The sequence below is a fragment of the Cellulophaga sp. BC115SP genome (genome assembly GCF_009905545.1).
GTDB lineage: Bacteria > Bacteroidota > Bacteroidia > Cytophagales > Spirosomataceae > Flectobacillus > Flectobacillus rivi.
This window is the reverse complement of record NZ_JAAALB010000002.1, coordinates 196,738-217,611: the sequence shown is the minus strand read 5'-3', so window position 1 is coordinate 217,611 and position 20,874 is coordinate 196,738. Positions and strand designations below refer to the sequence as shown.

At 37.9% G+C, this 20,874-nt stretch carries 19 protein-coding genes; 10 read left to right on the top strand and 9 right to left on the bottom strand.

Annotation, left to right across the window (positions count from 1 at the left end; all coding sequences use genetic code 11):
- The first annotated feature begins 102 nt into the window (after window positions 1–102).
- On the top strand, window positions 103–2,532 hold the full coding sequence (locus GVN22_RS02380) for an outer membrane beta-barrel protein (RefSeq protein ID WP_166549471.1): 2,430 nt from the start codon (window positions 103–105) through the stop codon (window positions 2,530–2,532).
- A 74-nt stretch (window positions 2,533–2,606) separates the two neighbouring features.
- Here the strand turns inward: GVN22_RS02380 and GVN22_RS02375 are convergent, their stop codons facing one another.
- The 3 genes from GVN22_RS02375 to GVN22_RS02365 form a co-directional block, all read right to left on the bottom strand.
- The gene (locus GVN22_RS02375) at window positions 2,607–3,059 is read right to left on the bottom strand and encodes a hypothetical protein (RefSeq protein WP_166549470.1); all 453 of its coding nucleotides are present in this window, start codon (window positions 3,057–3,059) and stop codon (window positions 2,607–2,609) included.
- A gap of 110 nt (window positions 3,060–3,169) precedes the next feature.
- Complete coding sequence (locus GVN22_RS02370; protein WP_166549469.1) at window positions 3,170–3,664, bottom strand: hypothetical protein; 495 nt, start codon at window positions 3,662–3,664, stop codon at window positions 3,170–3,172.
- Window positions 3,665–3,841: 177 nt separating this feature from the next.
- Window positions 3,842–4,021, bottom strand: a complete 180-nt coding sequence (locus GVN22_RS02365) for a hypothetical protein (RefSeq protein ID WP_166549468.1) — start codon at window positions 4,019–4,021, stop codon at window positions 3,842–3,844.
- A gap of 274 nt (window positions 4,022–4,295) precedes the next feature.
- On the opposite strand from GVN22_RS02365, the gene GVN22_RS02360 reads away from it, so the two are divergent.
- Together GVN22_RS02360 and GVN22_RS02355 are read left to right on the top strand one after the other, a co-directional pair.
- Window positions 4,296–6,413, top strand: coding sequence for a Tex family protein (locus tag GVN22_RS02360; RefSeq protein WP_166549467.1), 2,118 nt, complete (start codon window positions 4,296–4,298; stop codon window positions 6,411–6,413).
- Between the two features lie 136 nt (window positions 6,414–6,549).
- Window positions 6,550–7,185: a LysE family translocator gene (locus GVN22_RS02355; protein WP_166549466.1), complete on the top strand. Its 636-nt coding sequence runs from the start codon at window positions 6,550–6,552 to the stop codon at window positions 7,183–7,185.
- Between the two features lie 69 nt (window positions 7,186–7,254).
- Here GVN22_RS02355 and GVN22_RS02350 read toward each other — a convergent pair whose 3' ends face one another.
- From GVN22_RS02350 to GVN22_RS02340, 3 genes are read right to left on the bottom strand one after another with little or no spacing between them, the layout of a single operon-like run.
- A complete protein-coding gene (locus GVN22_RS02350) occupies window positions 7,255–8,121 on the bottom strand; it encodes a DUF4249 family protein (RefSeq protein ID WP_166549465.1) in 867 nt (288 codons plus the stop codon).
- A gap of 30 nt (window positions 8,122–8,151) precedes the next feature.
- On the bottom strand, window positions 8,152–10,494 hold the full coding sequence (locus tag GVN22_RS02345) for a TonB-dependent receptor (protein ID WP_166549464.1): 2,343 nt from the start codon (window positions 10,492–10,494) through the stop codon (window positions 8,152–8,154).
- 5 nt (window positions 10,495–10,499) lie between these two features.
- Complete coding sequence (locus tag GVN22_RS02340) at window positions 10,500–10,949, bottom strand: hypothetical protein (protein WP_166549463.1); 450 nt, start codon at window positions 10,947–10,949, stop codon at window positions 10,500–10,502.
- Between the two features lie 202 nt (window positions 10,950–11,151).
- On the opposite strand from GVN22_RS02340, the gene GVN22_RS02335 reads away from it, so the two are divergent.
- The 6 genes from GVN22_RS02335 (at window position 11,152) to GVN22_RS02310 (ending at window position 15,725) form a co-directional block, all read left to right on the top strand.
- Complete coding sequence (locus tag GVN22_RS02335) at window positions 11,152–11,343, top strand: helix-turn-helix domain-containing protein (protein WP_166549462.1); 192 nt, start codon at window positions 11,152–11,154, stop codon at window positions 11,341–11,343.
- 46 nt (window positions 11,344–11,389) lie between these two features.
- The gene (locus tag GVN22_RS02330) at window positions 11,390–11,638 is read left to right on the top strand and encodes a hypothetical protein (protein WP_240915546.1); all 249 of its coding nucleotides are present in this window, start codon (window positions 11,390–11,392) and stop codon (window positions 11,636–11,638) included.
- A 279-nt stretch (window positions 11,639–11,917) separates the two neighbouring features.
- On the top strand, window positions 11,918–12,472 hold the full coding sequence (locus GVN22_RS02325; RefSeq protein ID WP_205690759.1) for a C40 family peptidase: 555 nt from the start codon (window positions 11,918–11,920) through the stop codon (window positions 12,470–12,472).
- Between the two features lie 146 nt (window positions 12,473–12,618).
- A complete protein-coding gene (locus GVN22_RS02320) occupies window positions 12,619–13,122 on the top strand; it encodes a DinB family protein (RefSeq protein ID WP_166549461.1) in 504 nt (167 codons plus the stop codon).
- A gap of 303 nt (window positions 13,123–13,425) precedes the next feature.
- Complete coding sequence (locus tag GVN22_RS02315) at window positions 13,426–13,797, top strand: BlaI/MecI/CopY family transcriptional regulator (RefSeq protein ID WP_205690758.1); 372 nt, start codon at window positions 13,426–13,428, stop codon at window positions 13,795–13,797.
- 2 nt (window positions 13,798–13,799) lie between these two features.
- Complete coding sequence (locus GVN22_RS02310; protein ID WP_166549460.1) at window positions 13,800–15,725, top strand: M56 family metallopeptidase; 1,926 nt, start codon at window positions 13,800–13,802, stop codon at window positions 15,723–15,725.
- Between the two features lie 93 nt (window positions 15,726–15,818).
- Here GVN22_RS02310 and GVN22_RS02305 read toward each other — a convergent pair whose 3' ends face one another.
- A complete protein-coding gene (locus GVN22_RS02305) occupies window positions 15,819–16,715 on the bottom strand; it encodes a DMT family transporter (protein ID WP_166549459.1) in 897 nt (298 codons plus the stop codon).
- A gap of 329 nt (window positions 16,716–17,044) precedes the next feature.
- Window positions 17,045–17,980 carry an AEC family transporter gene (locus GVN22_RS02300; protein ID WP_166549458.1) on the bottom strand — a complete coding sequence of 312 codons (936 nt, stop codon included), beginning with the start codon at window positions 17,978–17,980 and terminating at the stop codon, window positions 17,045–17,047.
- Between the two features lie 259 nt (window positions 17,981–18,239).
- Here GVN22_RS02300 and GVN22_RS02295 point away from each other — a divergent pair, with 259 nt between their 5' ends.
- Window positions 18,240–19,454, top strand: coding sequence for a saccharopine dehydrogenase family protein (locus tag GVN22_RS02295; RefSeq protein WP_166549457.1), 1,215 nt, complete (start codon window positions 18,240–18,242; stop codon window positions 19,452–19,454).
- Between the two features lie 244 nt (window positions 19,455–19,698).
- Here the strand turns inward: GVN22_RS02295 and GVN22_RS02290 are convergent, their stop codons facing one another.
- A complete protein-coding gene (locus tag GVN22_RS02290; protein ID WP_166549456.1) occupies window positions 19,699–20,826 on the bottom strand; it encodes a hypothetical protein in 1,128 nt (375 codons plus the stop codon).
- Window positions 20,827–20,874: the final 48 nt, after the last annotated feature.

Here is a 20,874-nt window from a genome sequence, read left to right as displayed (position 1 = left end):
GGTTGTTTGATATTTTTGAGGATGGCGTAAAATTTTGCTAAACCTGATGCAACATCAGTATGAGTTTGAGCATCTGTTGGAGAAATTAAACTTCTCTAAATAATGAAAAACCTCATCAACTTAATTCTAAGCCTCTTTATAACCTATTCCAGCTTAGGACAGATTAAAGGTAAAATTGTAGACGACAAACAACAAGCAGCTTCGTTTGCCAATGTATTGGTATTAAACACAAAGGATTCAAGCTTAGTGAAAGGTGAAGCTGCCGATGTAGATGGAAAATTTGAATTTACAGGATTAAAACCTCAAGCCTATCTATTGCAGGTTTCGGCAGTAGGTTTTCAGAAATCTTTTCAAGTAATCAACCTAGAGTCAGGCAAAACGATGGATGTTGGAACGATCCAACTTAAAGCAGAAACACAAACTTTGGGTGAGGTGCAAGTAACCGCTCGTAAGCAACTGATTGAGCGTGATGGCGACAAAATGATTATGAATGTGGAGGCCAGTCCAACGGCAGCAGGGCTCAATGGTTTGGAGCTGATGGAAAAAGTGCCTGGTGTTACCGTAGATCGAAACACTGAAACCATCAAATTGAAAGGAAAAGATGGCGTTCTCATCATGATTGACGACCGTAAAACCTACCTTACGGATGAACAACTAGCTAATTTCTTGAAAACACTGAAAAGTGAGGATATCGAAAAAATTGAAATTATCGCCAACCCATCTGCTCGTTTTGATGCTTCTGGTTCGAGTGGTATTATCAATATCAAGACTAAAAAAGGCAAAAATTTTGGTACAAATTATACTTTAGACCTCAACGCAGGATATAGCCACTACAAGGGTGTAGGTGGTTTGCCCAAAAATGGACAGGGACTTACGATAAACTCACGTCGTGAAAAATATGTCATTTTCGGAAATATCAACCGTCAATATGCCGCTTGGTATAACTCAGAAGACCAAGTCCAGAATTTTTTGTCAGAAACGGGCTCTGTATTAGAAAAGCGAGTAATCACAGGTTTAGCAAAAGGAAATTTTGAAAACTGGAGTGCTAAAATTGGCTTTGATTATGATCTTTCGAAAAAGACTACCGTAGGTTTCTCTGGACAATGGTCTAATACTTTTAGCCCTATGGAGCGTTCGTACAACCAACAATCGGTAACCGAAACGATTCGTCAAAGTTTATTGACAGAAAGAAATCGTGAAGCTACTTTCGATAATTACACATTTAATACCCACCTGAAGCAAAAAATAGATACGTCAGGCACGGAATTGACCGTAGATTTTGACGTGATTTTGAACTCGAAAAGTTGGGATGATAAATTTGTAACAACTACAACGCAAAACGATGCAAGCCCTTCTGTAGCAAATAACCAGATACTTTTTCCAGCCAATGGAAATACCTTTGTTTTGAAGGCAGATTTTATCAAAAAACTTACTGCAAAAACTAAAATAGAAACAGGAATTAAGGCTAGTTATTCAAAGAAAACCAACGATTTCAGCGACAACTTCCGTGACAATGGAGCTTTGGTAAGTTCATTCTTCAAGTTCAACGAGTTAATTTCGGCGGGTTATGTGATGATAAACAGCGAGTTGACCAAAAGTTTGAGCATTCAGGCAGGTTTGAGAGCCGAACAAACCAATAACCAAGGATTGAACAGAGAAGGGAATAAATTGACTCAGCAAGATTATTTAAACCTTTTTCCAACGTTGACTTTAAACCAAAAGGTTTCGAAAGACTATGCAATTTCGTTGGGATATAGCCGTCGTATCAACCGACCGAACGACGATGTATTTAACACTTTCAAGAGATTTTTCTCACCACAAAGCTATGTGGCAGGTAACCCAACCATTTTGCCATCGCTTAATAACACGATCAGTTTGACCAATACGATTAAAGACAAATATAGTTTTTCTTTAAACTATGTGTCTGTTAATCAGTTTTCAACAGAGGTTTTTGATGTTGACTCAGTCTTGATTCCTGGGCGCCGTGTCATTCGTGAATCGATGGAAAATGTCAATGGAAAAATTGGTTGGTGGAGTGTTGATGCATCGGTACCATTTAACCCAACAAAATGGTGGAGTGTAAATTTGAACATTTGGGGCGGTATCAATGTCTATAATTATAAAAGAGAAAGTACTGTGGTAGATATTAGTCAGCTATATCATGGGGCTTATATGCAGCATACTTTTACCTTAAACAAAACTCTTTCAGGAGAAATCTCGGGCTGGTATAACTCAGGCGAAACTTGGGGTTTTCAAACCTCGAAACCACAAGGCGGTCTTGATTTTGGTTTGAAAAAAATGCTTTGGGACAAAAAAGCTACTGTGAAGTTCTTGGTACAAGACCCATTCAACTTTAATAGCTTCAGAAATAACGTGGAGACTACGACACTAACAGGCGTAGGAACTTACCGCTGGGACAACCGTAGGTTCAGAATTTCGCTTACCTATAATTTTGGAAATACCAATGTAAAACAAGCCATACAGTCCAATGACGGAGGAAATGGTGGAGGTGGCGGACCTTCGAAAAATTAAATCATTTAGATTGACGTATTTTTCAAAGCTCTCATATTCTAAAGTGCAGAATATGAGAGCTTTGTTTTTGAATGTTAGTTTACTGACAAATGCGTTAATTCTATATTTTGCACTCTCTCAGCTTGATAAATCGTATAGGCAGAAGCAATTAGCACGACATTTTTGATGATATATTGTCCTGGTAAACTCAAGGCAAATAGCGATTGCCAAGTTTCGTTAGGCATAAGTAATAAGGGTAAAAACGTAGTTGCCATCTGACAACAAAATAAGAAAAATGCCAATTTGGTGAGTCGTGGAATTAACCAAATAATTCCAATGAAGCATTCTAAATATCCCAGAAATGGTAAGAATATATTAATAGAAATAAATTTTGCTAACGTCAAGGCATGTAACTGACTAACGATTTGTTCGGCAGGAGATACTCCCAACACCTTTAAAGCGCCAAACCAAAAGAAAACTACAAACAAAGCAATTCTATTGAACCATTGTACGGTTGTATTTTGTGTATTTGTATTAGATAAATTCATGGCTATAGTTTTTTAGGCTTGTATTTCACAAGCTGGGTTAATCATCAACATCAAGGATACGATTGCTGGGCTTGATAGAAAGATACCAAGTCTTAAAGGTTACATGAAAATTAACAAACTATAGCAGGTGGAGGAGAAGTGTTGTTGATATATCCTTCTGATAATTGATAATTATGAAAAAGGCGATTAAAAGGTTTTATCCATTCCAAAATATACAAAACCGTATATCGCTGAATAGAGGCATATTCCTTCAAAAAATGCTTTAACAAATAACTGCTTTTTCCAGATGGCGCATGTGATGAATGCTCTTTGACATGGTCAGTGATATGTTCCGCCAGTTCCATGAAACGAAAACGAGCATTGTTGTCTAGTTTGCAAAGGGTATATAAAGTATCGTTTTGATAGCGCTGTTCTACGAGATTATAGTGATTTTCTCCATGTTTGACTTTTCCTTCAATCGGACGACTTTCAGCCCAATTATTTTGATAGGGTAGTTGCAAAGGTTGTTTTATCCAATAGTAATCGCCTGACTCTTCGATATTTACCTCTTGTGAGTTCGCTATTCCATATTCTTCCCAACAATACAGAAAGCTAAAACCAACCATATTGTATAGAAGTAATAAAACTAAAAATATTGAAACTAATCTTTTCAAAAGAATAAATTGTGATTTTTGGGGTTTGGGGACAAATGTAGATAAATGATTTGTAGAAAACAATGAGATTAGTTTCAAATAAAACTAATGGCAGAGCAATAAAAAAGGGCGAGTAATCGCCCTTTTTAGTTATGTTTTGATTCGAATGGTAATGAAAGCGGTTGGTCGCATGAATATATCTACCCCAAAAGAAACCGTGACAATTTCATGCCCTTGTTCTTCTATTACACTAAGGGTATTTTCGGTACGACGAATTAATGTGGTCGTCGACCACCAAGTCGATACTTTGAAGATTTTGTAGGCTGTCATGAGGAACTATTAAAAGACGTCTGAATTGATAAGTGGGTTCGTGAAATAATCTGTTTTAAACTCAAGTTACACATTTTTAGGAAAGAATTTTTTAATTCAATGTCGAAAAATGCGCTTCAATTATGGCAAAATGAGTAAGTGGTCGTTTGCCATTATCTTAACTCTTGTGATTATTTTTGCAAAGTAACTTTACCATAATAGAACCCTAAAAAGAGAAGCTTGGCGTAAATCCAAAAGAATTCTTAGCTTTGTGGTTAGTCAAAACCTAAAAATCATGAATACAACTCAAATTGGCATCATTACCAATGCGATTGGCGTAAGAGCCAACCAAGTACAAAATACGATTAAGTTATTGGAGGAAGGTGGAACGGTACCGTTTATAGCTCGTTATCGAAAAGAAGCAACTGGAAGCTTGGATGAAGTGCAAATTCTGGATATTAAAGACCTTTGGAATAAATTAAAAGAAGCCGACAAGCGCCGTGATACTATCATTAAAGCCATTGAGGAGCAAGGAAAAATGACTCCTGAGCTATTGAATAAGCTCAATAATGCTTATCAGCTTCAAGAATTGGAAGATTTGTATTTGCCCTACAAGCAAAAGCGTAAAACTCGTGCTAGTATTGCCATAGAGAAAGGGCTTGAGCCATTAGCAAAACTAATTTTCGAACAAAAGGATAATAATTTTCTGCAAAAAGCTGGAAATTATCTCAACGATAAAGTGGCTTCTGTCGACGAGGCATTGCAAGGTGCACGTGATATTATGGCAGAGTGGATCAACGAAAATGTGGATGCTCGTAATGCAGTGCGTAAGGTGTTTGAACGTGAAGCTTATATTTCTTCAAAAGTAAAAAAAGGAAAAGAAGAGGAGGGTGTCAAATACAAAGACTATTACGATTTTAGCGAACCACTCAAAAAAGTGCCTTCTCACCGTTTGTTGGCTATTCGTCGTGGCGAGGAGGAGGGTATTCTATCGGTTTCTATTTCGCCAGATGAGGATAATGCTTTGGGCGCACTAGACCGTATCTTCTTAAGAGGAATGTCTGAGCCTAAAAAGCAGGTAGAAGACGCTATTACGGACTCATACAAACGATTGATGAAACCATCTATAGAAAATGAGTTTTCGAATTTGTCTAAAGAAAAAGCAGATGGTGAAGCCATAAGAATTTTTGCGCAAAACCTTCGTCAGTTGTTACTAGCCTCGCCACTCGGACAAAAACGTACCTTGGCGATTGACCCTGGATACCGCACGGGCTGTAAGGTAGTTGCTCTAGATGCCCAAGGCAACTTGGTTGCAGATACTGTGATTTATCCATTCGACAAAACGATGGAAGCGCAACATACAGTTTTGTCTTTGGTTGAAAAACACAAAATCGAAGCTATTGCTATCGGAAATGGTACTGCTGGTCGTGAGACAGAGGCTTTTGTCAAAAAACTAACTTTCTCGACGCAACCACAAATCTTTATGGTTTCGGAGCAAGGCGCCTCTATTTATTCAGCCTCAGAAGTAGCTCGTGAAGAGTTCCCAGATAAAGATGTGACCGTTCGTGGTGCTATTTCTATCGGTCGTCGCTTGCTCGACCCTTTAGCAGAATTAGTAAAAATTGACCCAAAATCGATTGGTGTGGGGCAATATCAACATGATGTAGACCAACCATTATTAAAAAATTCCTTGGATTCGGTCGTAGAAAGTTGTGTAAATACAGTTGGGGTAAATATCAACACGGCTTCGAAACATTTGTTGAGCTACGTAGCTGGTTTGGGCCCAAGTTTGGCGGCTAATATTGTTAAATTCCGTAAGGAAAATGGAGATTTTAAATCAAGAGCGCAAATCAAAAAAGTACCTCGCTTGGGTGACAAAGCCTTTGAGCAATGTGCAGGTTTCTTGAGAATCCCTCAGTCTGATAACCCTCTTGATAATTCTGCTGTTCACCCTGAGAGTTATCAAGTAGTAGAACGTATGGCGAAGGATTTGAAATGTACGGTAAAAGATTTGATGACAAGTGCCGAACTTCGTAAAAAACTCAATTTGCAACAATATATCGGTGAAAGTACAGGTTTACTAACGCTTCAAGATATTTTGAAAGAGTTGGAAAAACCTTCGCGTGACCCTCGCGAACAACTGACCGCCTTCGAGTTTGATGCCAATGTAAAAACGATTGAAGATTTATATGAAGGAATGGTTTTGCCAGGAATCGTAACTAACATCACAGCCTTTGGTTGCTTTGTGGATGTGGGTGTAAAACAAGATGGTTTGGTTCATATTTCGCAATTAGCCAACCAATATGTTTCAGATCCAAATCAGGTGGTGAAATTACAGCAACAAGTGCAAGTGAGAGTCGTGGAGGTAGATATTGCTCGTAAACGTATTGCCTTAAGCATGAAAGCCGTTTAGGAGAGGTACAGAGAACAGGCACAAAGGCACAGAGTGGTTTTTTAGTGGCGCAGGGAAATATTCTCTGCGCCATTTTTGTAAATTGTGAACATCTCCAAGCACACAACTCAACATTCACTAAATAAATGATAGATATATGCTAACGTTTCGGGAATTACTCTTATTTGCCTTGGCAGCTTTTGTGCTGGTCATTAGTCCAGGACCCAATATGATTTATCTCATTTCTCGCTCGATTACGCAAGGACGAATGGCAGGGTTGCTTTCGCTAGCAGGGGTAATGGTAGGGTTTTTATTTCATATCATTATGGTATCTTTTGGACTAACTGCTATTTTGGCAGAGGTGCCATTTTTGTATGAACTTATTAAATATTTGGGTGTGGGCTATTTGCTTTACTTAGCGTTTCAAGCCATTAACCCCAAGGGTAAATTTGTATTTGAAGCACGAAATGATTTGTCAAATGATTCTCCCAGAAAGCTATTTATGATGGGTTTACTCACCAATGTCTTGAATCCAAAAGTTGCGATGTTTTATCTATCCTTTTTCCCACAGTTTATAAAACCAGCGTATGGAAATCCTCTTTTGCAAAGCTTACAATTGGGAATAACTCAAATGCTGGTAAGTTTTTCGGTGAACTTCTCCTTGGTACTGACGGCATCTCAAATGGCAAGATTTTTTGCCCAAAATCCTTTTTGGGTAAAAATACAAAAATGGTTTATGGCAAGTATTTTGGTGGCATTAGCAGTGAGGATGGCGAAAAGCAATAGGGGATAGGGGATAGGCAAGGAGTCATTAGACATAATTTTATAATACTATACCCTAGTGCCTCATTGCCTGACTCCTCTACCTAAAATACGTAACCGCCTTGGTATATCCTGCCATTACGCCGAAGCCTCCTTTGATGTTGGAGTATAGCATTACAGGTTCTGAAAATGGATTTTCGTCGGCTTGTTTGGCTATCTCGTAGTCCTTGTGGAATTTATAGAAATGTATATCGGTGTTTAAGACCTGTATTTGCCAAATATACAGACGGTCTTTGGCAACATAGTTAGGTTTTGAGAGCAAAAAGGATTGGGGCGTTCCTAAAAATTGACCATCTCTTTCTACATCATCGATGGTGTGCTGGTATCGCTCGTTACTTATTTCTGCCGTTTTTTTCGTCAAATCCTGCAACTCAGAAATCGTATAAACTGCATAATAATTGACTTGATTGGGAATATCTTTCCACGATATAAGATAGCTCGTATTCATATTCGAGGTACTTCCCGAAACCAATTGATATGAAATACTGGTCGTATCAACAACACTCGAAGGTATGGTGCAATTCGCTTCTGCTTTTTTGCCATCAAACGTGTTTACGCTTAGATAATAAGTTTTATCTGATTCTACTTTGAAGTTTTTGGCACTTATTTTAAAAACTCCTGTTAAAAATGAGTCTGGAATAAGTTTTACTGTCTGGTTACCATTGCTAAGTGTAACTGTCGACTTCGCTACGTTCTGTTCCCAAGTCGCATAAGGATTATTTCCAGCGGCTGGTCGGGTGTGATATAGCGTTACCGTATGGACGGTGTCTTGTGGACTCAAAAAGGCGGTTACAATGGGTGCATCACTACTCGGAATTACCCCCGTTTCTTCCACCGTTAGAAAGTCTCCATTACAACCCCAACACAATAAGAGCATCAATAAGAGATATATAGAATGTTTTTTCATAAAATAGCTGTTTAAGTTTGTCTGCTTTTCTTAAAACTTAAAGCTGTAGGTAATTGATGGAACAATAGGGAATAACCCTTTTCTGTATAATTTACTATCTCCCATTTGTCGTGTGGAAGCATCATAAACTTGATTGATTTGGTAGTAAAAAGGATTCACACGATTGTAGGCATTATATACCCCAATTTCCCAAGCTCTTTCTCCGTGCTTTTTCTTTTTACTAAACTTCATCGCTAAATCTAGTCGATGATAAGCTGCTGCCTGAAATGAATTTTGACTATCATATAGCGAAACTTGAGAAGTCATGCCAGTGTGGTCTAAACCATTAAAGTTTCCTTCAGCAATAGGTACACTCAAATGGTTTCCTGTGCCATATACCCAAGTCGCTGAGAAAGTTACCATTGGTTTAAGTTGATAAATTCCCACAATCGAAATATCATGACGACGGTCGTAGCGGGGCAAAAACTCTTTTCCATCATTGAGTTCTGCAAATTGGTGTGTCACTTTTGATAATGTGTAGGCAATCCAACCTGTGAGTCGTCCTGTTTTGCGTTGTAACATCAACTCTAGTCCGTATGCTTTTCCTTGTCCTGAGGTTACATTTTCTTGCCAATCCATGGCATTGATTTTTTGAGGGTCAGGTCCAACGTCTAACAGCAAAAAACTCGCCCCTTGTTTATAGCCAATGATATTGTCCATTTTCTTATAATAGCCTTCAATACTCAAGGAAAAATTCTTTTCGGAAAAGTCTTTTACATATCCGAGTGCAACTTGCTGTGATGTTTGCGGAGGAACTCGGTCTGTAGCCGAAACCCACAAGTCGGTAGGTAATCCAAGACCTGAGTTGGACAACAAATGAATATACTGATTCATACGTGCAAAAGATGCCTTGATCGCAGCATCATTTGGTAGCTTGTATGCTGCCGAAAGTCTTGGTTCAAGATTCAAGTAGTTTTTCTGGTTTACTGAAAAATGACTAAGCCTCAAACCTGCATTAATACTGAACCTTTCATTGATTCGCCATAAATCCTCCACATATACTGCTGATTCTAAGGCATTGATGATTGTACTTTGTACCGAAGAAGTATCTACTCTGGAGTCTTTGAGAACAAGAGCTTTGGGTGAAAAACGGTGTGCTGTTACCAAAAAGCCAGCTTTGATATTGTGTTGATAATTAGGTAAATAATCAAAATCAGTTTTCAAAGAAAAATCTCGAATACCTGATTCGTATTGGTAAGAAAAAAGCCCTTTGTTGGATTCTTCAGTATTAAAAACCTTGAAGTCGAAATTGGTAAAAATGAGTGAGGTGTTACTAAACAGCTTTTCATTGAAAAGGTGATTCCAACGCAAGGTTGTGGTGGTATTGCCCCAGTTAAAACCATTTTCATTTTTGACTGCAAGGTTATAGTTTTGGTCCTTCGAACTAAAGGAATCTCTTCCCAAATAACCACTCAAGTAAATCTTATCTTTTGCGCCGAGGTCATAGTTGACCTTCATATTCAGGTCATAGAAATACATATTAGGAAAATCGCCACCGCTGATTGGTCGTAACAGTGCATCGGCGTAGGTACGTCGGGCAGCAATCAAAAATGAGGCTTTTTCTTTTTTGAGAGGACCTTCTAACGTCAAACGGCTTGACAATAAGCCAACGCCAAATTCGCCAGTAAGCTTTTCTTTATTACCTTCTTTCATTTGCATATCGATAACCGACGAAAGGCGCCCGCCGTATCGTGCAGGAAAGCCGCCTTTGGTCATCTCAATGCTTTTGAGAGCATCGCCGTTAAATACCGAGAAAAAACCAAACAAATGGTTGGCATTATATACCGTTGCATCGTCCAGAATCAATAAATTTTGGTCAGGTCCGCCACCACGTACATATAAGCCTGTAGAGCCTTCACGTCCCTTTTGTATCCCTGGAAACAATTGTAGGGTTTTCAAAACGTCTTTTTCTCCCAGAAAGGCAGGTACAGCCTTTACCTGTGTTACTGGTAAAGAAATAAGACTCATTTGGGTTTGTTCACTTAATTTTTCTTGTTGAGAACTATTGACTTTGACCTCCTCCAAAACCACATTTTTGACACTTAGCTCAACCGTAATTTGTTGGTTTTTTTGTGCACTGACACGGATTGTTTTGACTTGGTATCCTACTTGAGAAATTTCCAGTTCTAGTTGTTCCTTTGCGGGAATTGTCAAGGAAAAAAAGCCGTAAGCATTGGCAGATGTTCCTATATTGAGGGTGGGGACTCTCACCGAAACATAAGGCAATATCTCTTGACTCCCTTTTTCACGAACGAAGCCACTGATGGTAATTTTTTGTGCGAACAAAGTGCAGGAGCAAAGCGTAAATAGCAACAAGAGGTAGATTTTTTTCATAAGGATTATTTACTCAATTGAATTTTTATTTTTTGACCTTTATAGTCTATGATGTTTTCTTGAGGCCCGCTAAGTGTCATTTGATTTCCTGAACGAGTGATGGTATAGGCTCCTCGTAAATTGACAAATTTTGGAAAAGACGACATAATACTAATAAAGGTTTGGCTTCTAGCAGCGTTGGCGTTGTAAACGATACTTACCACTTCACTATTTACTAATTTGTAAAACCCTGAGCATTCTCTAATGCTTCCTGTAAGCTGACAATTATCAAATTGCAAAACACCAGATGGATATTTTACCACAGAGTCTGGTACTGTGTAAGGGTAGGAGGAATACGTAATTTCATCGACTTTCCAAGTGCCAGAAATATTATTGAGTAGTTCTTGATTGGCGTCTTTGCAGGATAATAAACTACAGACTAAGGTGCAAATGCAGAAATAGGAGAGTTTTTTCATAATAAGGTGATGATATATGTGATAAATGTTTAAAGATAGAGTTTGAAGTGTTTCGATATTTGTTTTTTAAGCAAAACATTATGCGTATTTGAATAAAATTTATTTTTATATTTACACAATACTAAAACGCTCAGTGTATTTTTTATGCGCAAGTAACCTATTATAATGCTTTATCGTTTTTGTTTCTAAATCTTATAAATGTATGTTCAACCTAAAAAAGCTCCGTCAAACTCGCCTAGAACTTGGCTTCAAACAAAGCTATATTTCACATCTGACTGGCATTCCACAATCTACAATTTCAAGAATTGAAAAAGGCGAACGAAGTCCAACGATCAAAGAGGTATCTCAAATTATTCAAGTCTTGAATATCAAACCTATCGATCTTATTGAATAAAATAAGAAATCATGTCTAATTTTGCCTTTCAACAAAACGCTATTTAATGATAAACTACAACAACAAGAAATTTGCCCCCATCAGCAATACTGAAAATGGAGAGACCTCCGCAGAAACAATCTTTTATTACAAACAAGAAGGAAATATTTTAACCTCTGAATATGCTGGAGGTAAAATTATCAAAGGACATTTGATTGGGTTAGTCGACGAATCAGGGAAAATCGATATGCGTTACCATCAAGTCAATGCTTTGGGCGAAATAAAATTTAAGATTATGCTTGGGGCTTTCAGGTAACGGCTTTCGGCGGTGGGTAATAAAAAACATTTTAACACTCTGTGCCTTGTGCCTGTTGCCTAGTGCCTAAACACATAACTTAAATCTTATTCTGCACGATTACTTAAGTACAATTCCACCAAATATAAGATTTGTCAGAGGCTTTTCGTTAGAAACTCAACCTGTCTTACCGAATGATAAAATACCATATACTTGTGGTGAAATTACACTTGGTGAAAATGGGGAATTTTGTAACTTGCTTTTAGAAAAACTTACCCAGATTAAATCCTTACCAATCTCATGAAAACGACTACCACATCAATTTATATCAAGCTCCTTTTTCTAGGTTTATTACCGTTTTTATTAGATTCTTGTGCACTTTTTCGCAGAAAAGAATCTTCCAAAACTACTACAACTACCAAGCGTCCTACAAGTCCAAGTAGACCTATGGTAATCTCGTCGAGAGAAGTAAGAAAGTTGATTGATGTGTCTCGTCAGTATCTGGGGGTTCCGTATCGTACTGGAGGTATTGATTCTAAAGGCATGGATTGTTCGGGTTTGTTATTTGCTACTTTTAAAGAAATGGGCGTCAACATTCCGAGAAGGGCTGTACAACAATCAGGCTATGGAAAAGAAGTGAAAGATTTGGATCAATTGCGTCCTGGAGATTTGGTATTTTTTGTTACAGATAAAGGCAATGTTGCAGAAGTTAATCATTCAGGTATGATTACCGAAATTCGAGGCCCCAAAGAAATCTATTTCATTCATGCTTCATCTTCGAAAGGCGTTCGTGAAGATAACCTCATTTCAACTTACTGGATGGGTTGCTATGCCACAGCTAGAAGACCTTTCTGATTTGAGATTGCGGATGTTGGATTGTGGAATATACATTAATCAACAACGTCATCACGAGTTCAAGACTTAGTCTTGGACTTATTTTTTATACAGTTTATAAACTGAAAAATAGTTTTTCAAATTACCACAAAATCCCCAATCCTAAAATGTCTGCTCCCCTAGAAGTTTGGATGCGTGGACCTATCGAAGGTATCCCCGCTTTAGTACAACCCGCAGCTCATGCTGTTTTGCAAGTTCAAGAAGAATTACATGATTTGTTGAAAGATTTTTCTGACGATTTACTTTGGGAAAGGCCTCATGGTGTAGCTTCGGTTGGTTTTCATTTACAACATCTTTCGGGTGTGTTAGATAGACTTCAAACTTATGCCGAAGGAAATACTTTATCTCCAGAGCAATTTGACTTGCTAAATCTTGAAAAAGTAGCTCCTCAAGAAAATCAAACAGTTGCAACCTTTCTAGCGCGATTTGATTTACAAGTAGAAAAATATATATCCTATCTCAAACAGCTTTCCGAAGCAGACTTATTACAACCCAGAGGTATCGGTCGCAAGCAAATTCCTACCAATGTAATAGGTTTGATTTTCCACGCGGCTGAACATACGACTCGTCATTTTGGTCAATTGTACGTGACTGCCAAACAGTTGCTATAAGTGTAACAGGCATAAGGCACTAGGCAAATAGTTTTAAAAGAACTACAGACTTATTTTACGGTAAGTTATGGAGATAAAGGTATTTTTATGAAATTATAAAACTTACTAGTTCAAGACTAAGTCTTGGACTTTTTTTATGACAGTTCTAAACTAGATTCATTTTATATTTAGATATAATTATATAAATTTCTGATATTCAATTAGTTAATTTTATCTACGAAATTTTTCGTAGATAAAATTTGCAATTACGAATCTTTTCGTAGTATCTTTGTTACGAAATATTTCGTAGTAAACTTTTTTATCATGATAAAGCCCACAGAATCAGAATTAGAAATTTTACAAGTATTATGGGCGCTAGGCCAAGCGACTGTAAGACAAGTAAATGACGAGCTCAATAAAAAGCGAGAGATAGGATATACCACCACACTCAAACTGATGCAAATTATGTTTGAGAAAAAGCTAGTCACACGTACCGATGAAGGGCGCTATCACCTGTATCAATCAGCAGTAAGCGAAGACGAAACACAGCAGCAACTGCTTGATATATTTGTAGATACAGCATTCAAAGGTTCGGCTATGAAGCTCGTGATGCAGGCTTTGGGAAATCACCAAACTTCGGCAGAAGAACTCGACGAAATCAAGAAACTCATTGCTCAACTAGAACAAAATAATTAGCCATGCAATATTTCGAAGCTCCTTTGTCACCACAAACTATCTATGCTTTGGCATGGACCTTGGTGCATTCGCTATGGCAACTAAGCCTATTATTCTTTTTGTATAAATTCATCGGTTCACTTTATCGACAAAATACCTCTGTACGTTATTGGTCGGGAATCGGTGTATTGTTTTCACAATTCTTGATTTCGGGTTTTACTTTTTGGAAGACTTTTCCAAAAGATGTATCTGCCAAAGTATTCAATTTCGGGGTAGGAAATCCACAATCGCTAACAAATGTATCAACCTCTGAACCTACTACTCAATCGCCAGTGGTATTGACTTCCGTTTGGGAACAAATGGCTACATGGCTCAATTTACATTTAGATTGGCTGGTAATGTTATGGATTTTGGGCATGGCAATAATGACCTTAAGGTTGCTTGGTGGGTATTTTTATGTGCAAAAGTTGCGCTGGCAACATACAAACTTGGTAGATACCGAAACAGAAAACCTCTTTAAACAACTTCTTAATCAATTTGATATTTCTCGAACTGTAGAAATTCGTGAGTCTCAACTGGTGGAATCACCGCTCACAATTGGCTATTGGCAACCTATGGTACTTGTACCGATTGGTCTTTTAACAGGTTTGAGTCAGGGAGAAATTAAAGCGATTTTTGCACATGAATTGGCTCATATCAAGCGCCATGACTATTTGATTAACATTATCCAGTCAATGATTGAAATTCTCTTTTTCTATCATCCTTTGGTTTGGGTAATTGGCGAAACTATTCGTCAAGACCGCGAAAACTGCTGCGATGATTGGGCGTTGGAGATTTGCCAAAGTAAATTGTATTTGGCAAAAGCGCTAACGTTTGTAGAAACCTTTAGACAACAATCAAAAACATCATTGACTATGGCTTTTTCAGGCAATAAACCTCAATTATTAGGCAGAATCCAGCGTATTTTGGGTATGCCTCAGCAAGAAACTAATAACCCTGTGGGTATTATTAGTTCGGTAGTAGTATTAGCGTTGGCTTTCTGCTGTCTCAACTTTACGCAGGTAAAAGCGCAAGCATCAAAGCTTTTTAACAAATCGGTAAAAACGCTGGCACAAACTTCTAAGGAAATTTTGGCAGAAAGTACGCTAATCAGTACTTCTGAAGAACAAAAAGATACGAATATTCCAAATCCAGAACCAGAAGAGAGCAAATTGTCACAACTCCTAGCCACTCAAGATGAAGCTAACGACCCAGATAGCTTGAAAGTGGCACAGCACGAGCAAGAAATTGAAAAGTTGCAGAAGAAAATGGATCCTTATCTAAAGCAAATTCAAGACCTAGCTGGACAAATGGGAAGTTTAGGGGCAAAAATGCAAATTGACCAAAAACCATTTCAACAGTTTTCTGATCAAATCGGAAAATTAGGGGGAGAATTGGGTACATTAGTAGGGAAACAAGTACAGTTGGAGATGACAGTTGCTAACCTCGACAAAAAATCTGATGAATATAAAAAGGTTCAGAAAGAGTTGAATGCTATTGAAAAACAGCGTGTAGAAATTGAGAAAAGGATGGAAAAGGCTTCTAAGGAAATGGAGTCAGTATCTAAGAAAATGGAAATAAATACCGCTCCAATGGATAGTCTTGGAAAAGAAATGGATAAGCTTTCAAAGCCTATTGAAGAGATTGGTAAAGAGATGGAAGTGCACGCTAAGGCAATTGAGGAAATAGACCCAGAAGGTAAATATTGGTCAAAAAATAGACATTATGGTTCGGGGTATCGCTTGCCAAAGCCTCCTAAACCTCCCAAAGCGCCTAAGGCTTCTTCGGTACCAAAACCACCGAAGCCACCAAAAGCTCCAAGCGCAGCTTCAGCACCAAGTTTACCACCGCCACCAACACCACCGTTGGCACCCGTAAAATCGGATAAGAATCAGGACAATAATTGGTAGACATCTTAAATTTAGTGAATGGTGGTTGAGTGATTATTTTAAAAATCACACAATCACTCAACCACAACTCACTAAATCATAGCTAAGTCTATTTTAGTTTTTTCTACCAAAAAGTGCTAATACACCTATCGTGAGCATAATCATGAAGCTTCCTAACATATCAATTTTGCCAAAAGGGGTATTCAACCAGAAAATAGCCATCGCAGTAGAAGAAAGAGGTTCTGCGCAGGCAAGCAAACTACTGGTTTGAGCTCCAACAATGGTTACTGCTTTCAAAAAGGCATAAAATGCTGCCAAGCTACCCAACAATAGGATAAAACCCGTGTAAGCAAAAGACTGCGAATCCCAAGTGCCTGATACTTTCCAAGGCGCAAAAACACAACTAAAAATAACACCTCCCACAAACATTGCCCAACCAATTACGGTAGTCACTTCGTAGCGATTCATCAAACCAACAGGTAATAAGCTATAAATCGCTAGGGCAACTGCGGACGCAATGCCCCACAGAAGACCTTCAGTAGAGATAGCCAAACTTCCAAACTTGCCATGGGTAACCAATAAAAATGTGCCAGAAAGAGCTAAAATAATAGCTACAAATTCAATAAAATTGGGTAACCTTCTCTGTTTAAAAGCCATATATATCGCAATAAAAACAGGTCCCATATATTGTAAAACGGTAGCTGTTGCAGCGTTTGACTTATGAATTGCTTCAAAATAAGTGTATTGTACTGCCACCATTCCTAACACACTAAATGCCAGAAGCAACAGTGTATCTCTTTTGTTACTCCAAATTTTCCATAAATCTAAACCACGAAAAAGGGCAATCATCAATAAAATACTACCCGCTACTAACAAACGTAGCGTTACTAGCCAACCAGGATTGATACCTCGTTGACTAAATAAAAACTGCCCAAATGTTCCTGAAACGCCCCATGTGATGGCGGCAAAAATGGCTAATCCAAACCCTGCGATTCTTTGCTGACTATTCATAATGTAAGATTTGTCCTTCGACAAAAGTATTTTGAGGTCGCAAAATTAGAGTTATCTAGTGGTTTATACTTAATAGTTTTAGAAAAATCCAAAAACAAACTCTAATAGTAATATTTCAGGTTGAAAATAGCAATAAAACAGTTAATCTCCTGTTTTTCAAGTAGATAATTTAAGAGGTAGTGTGGGTTTCTGATTACTGGACAAAATTGAAGTTCCTAGTTCAAGACTTAGTCTTGGACTTACTTTTTTAAACAGTTTTAAACTGTTTTTCAAAATTCAGTGAAAAAGGACAAAGGACAACTCCTCACTCAAAACTCCCAACTCAGCACTTACCGAAGTCCCATTCCGAGTACCAAGCCCCACATCAACGCAAAACTAATAATCATCGAAATATTGACTAAAAGCCCAGCAATTTTGGAGTCATATCCTAACTCATCAGCAAATGGGAGCAAAGTCATCCCTACAGGCAGAATCATACAGATTAAGACGATACTGCGATACAGAGGCTCGAAAGGAAGATTGTAATACAATAAAAAACCCATGGTTAAACCAACAGCATAACGGATAACCAATACGCTAGCGATTTTTTTGAAAATTTCTGGTTTAAGCTCAATGCTCAAATAAATACCCATAATTAGCAATACCAACACCTTATTTCCTTTCGCCAAAATATCAATAATATTAACCAAGACCTCTGGTAATTCAAGTTTGGTTAAGTTAACAAATAAGCCTAACAACATAGCCTGAAAGGGTAGGAGCGTAAAGATTTTGAGAAATGCCTTTTTGAGTTTCTCTCTTTTTCTGACGGCTTGAGCTTCGTTAGTTTCTGCAAAAACAACCCCAGTCCCATATACCATACAAAACACCACAATAGAGTTACCCATATCAAATAAAGCTGCGAATACCATCCCTTCGGGTCCCCAAATGCCTTCAATAAGTGGAAATGCAAATAGTCCTAAGTTAAAACCACCGCTTGCCATAGTCAATAAACCACGCAGTTGCTTAGTTTGACTTTTGAAAAGCAAACCTGCAATCGTCATGGAAATAGCACTGAAACTGATGCAAAAAATTGGAAGCAATAACAAATCCGCTTCGATTTTAACTCGCATAATAGTAACAAAAACCAAAGCTGGAAAGGTAGTATGTACCAAAAGTTTGGTGATAATTTTACCTTCTTTCTCAGTAATAATGCCTTTATATTTGAGGAAAAAGCCAAGACCAATAATGGATAAAGCAGTTATAAAAACAGCATTAGTAGGATTCATCGTGAAGGGGATATATGTCTTTTATGCTAAAAAGACGCAAAAGTAAGGGATTTACTGGTAAAAAAAGCGCTCTTCAAACAATCTCTCAATAAGGAATCAAATATGTTTTTAGAAAGACTAGTGCAAAATGTCTTAAATCGGAACCACTTTTTCCAAAAACAAATTTAACAAGGTCTTAATGCGAAAGCTATCTTGAAATTATGTAATTTTGCGCCAATATTTTCATTCATAACTCAATCATTTACATTTACATTAAGGAATGGGCAAGAAAGTTTTAATCATTGGTGCTGGTGGTGTAGGAAATGTGGTAGCGAAAAAATGTGCCATGAATCCCGACGTGTTTTCGGAGGTCGTATTGGCGAGCCGTACCAAGAGTAAATGCGATGCCATCGCAGAAGAATGTGCTAAAATAGGTTTGCCAACACCTGTGCAAACTGCACAAGTTGACGCTGACAACGTACCAGAATTGGTTGCACTTATCAACGAAGTGAAACCTTGGATGGTTATCAACGTGGCATTGCCGTACCAAGATTTGACCATTATGGATGCTTGTCTTGAGACAGGCGTACACTATATGGATACTGCTAACTATGAGCCAAAAGACGTAGCTAAGTTTGAATACTCTTGGCAATGGGCTTATAAGGAGCGTTTCGAACAAGCTGGTTTGATGGCTTTGTTGGGTTGTGGTTTCGACCCAGGTGTAACACAAGTGTACACGGCTTATGCCAACAAGCATCATTTCGACGAAATGCATTACTTGGATATCATCGACTGTAACGCTGGTGACCATGGTAAGGCTTTTGCTACCAATTTCAATCCTGAAATTAACATCCGTGAGATTACTCAAAACGGTCGTTATTGGGAAAATGGAGAGTGGGTAGAAATTCCTCCAATGTCAATCCACAAAGCTATTGATTATCCTGGTATCGGTCCGAAAGAATCGTATGTGTTGTATCACGAAGAGTTAGAATCTTTGGTGAAAAACTTCCCAACGATTAAACGTGCTCGTTTCTGGATGACTTTCGGTCAGCAATATTTGACTCACTTGAACGTACTTCAAAATGTAGGTATGACTTCAATCGAGCCAATCAAATTTAAAGGTATTGATATTGTACCTTTAGAGTTCTTGAAAGCGGTATTGCCAGAGCCAGGAACTTTAGGAGAAAACTATACAGGTGAAACTTCTATTGGTTGCCAAATCAAAGGTATCAAAGATGGTAAAGATAGAACTTACTATGTTTGGAACAACTGTAAGCACCAAGATTGCTGGAGTGAAGTTCAAGCACAAGGGGTAAGTTACACGACTGGTGTACCTGCTATGCTTGGCGCTATGATGATGATTACTGGCGAATGGTTCAAGCCAGGTGTTTGGAACTGCGAGGAAATGAATCCAGATCCATTTATGGCAATGTTGAACGTTCACGGTTTACCTTGGAACGAATTGGTTGACGTAGCACTTCCACACGAATATTAGAATTAAAAAATCCCTTCAGCTTCAAAACTGAAGGGATTTTTTTTCAATTTGAAAAATTGAAAATGTGCGGATTTGAAAATGATTTTGATAATCAATGCCATTAAAGTGCTTTAGGCTGTAAGCCGTAGGCATTTATCAAAAAGTAATCATGATTTTATTATAAACACTTTTACGATTTCAGCATACGGCGTAAAGCTTACTGCTTATTGCGGGTAAAATTATTTTAATTTTGCCCAATAACTTACTAAAGAATGGCTTTCTGGAAAATTCTATACTTTTTATAAACCTCTCCATTCAACTTTTCAGCTTCCCCACGCATGGTATGGTTAGTTTCTAGTACCAAATGCGTATCCATAAATTCCATCTTTCGTTTTTGTGCAGCTTGTATCATACTTACACCTAGAAGCGTGGTTAAGCCCAAACCTCTGTAATTGGGTTTTACGGCACCTAACAACAAATCTAATTGCTTGTTTTTTCGTGCGTCCAAAAGGATATGGATAAATCCAAAAGGAAATAATCTGCCACGAGCTTTTTTCAAACCTCTACTCATATCAGGTAAGCCCACGACAAAGGCAATGGGTTCATTGTTTTCGTCAACAATTATTTTGACAAAGTCTGGGTCTAGTATTGGAAGATACGCTTTAGCAATTTTTTGCATTTCAGCCTCCGAAAGTGGAACAAAGCCTAGTAGATCTTTATAGGTTTCGTTTACCAACCGAAAGATTGGAACTACGTAAGGTTTAAGTGCTTTTTTTGACGTAAAATTAAGTAGCTTAATGTTGGGATTACGCTGTGCTCGGTCGAAAATTCTTTGATAAAATGGAGGTATTTCAGCAGGAATGTCAATTTTATAAACCACGCAATCTGTCAATTTATCAAAACCTAATGTTTCTAAGAATTGAGGTAAATAAGGTGGGTTTGTGGCAGTAGCGATGACAGGTAAATATTCAAACCCTTCTATCTGGAAGCCCTGTGGGTCTTTTTCAGAAAATCCAAACGGACCTACCAGAGTTTCCATGTGTTGAGCTTTTGCCCAACTCTGGACTGCGTCTATCAACAATTTTACTACATCAATATTTTCAATACTATCTAAATGAAAAAAACGAGCCTCTTTAATATGCTGAAGTTCGTTGTATTCACGATGAATAATGCCCATGATTTTACCTACGGGCTTATCATTCATATAGGCCAAAAATAAGATAGTATCTGCGACTTCGAAGGCAGGATTTTTTTTATGATCAAAGAAAATCCATTCGTCTGCATAAATAGGAGGTACCCAATTTGGGCGTTTCTCATGGAGTTCTTCAGAAAGATAAACGAATGTTTTGAGTTCGCTTGGACTTATAACTTCTTTGATAATAATTTCTTGCATGGATAAATTAAGATAACCTCAATAAGGTTTTGTTACTTTTTTGTTAAA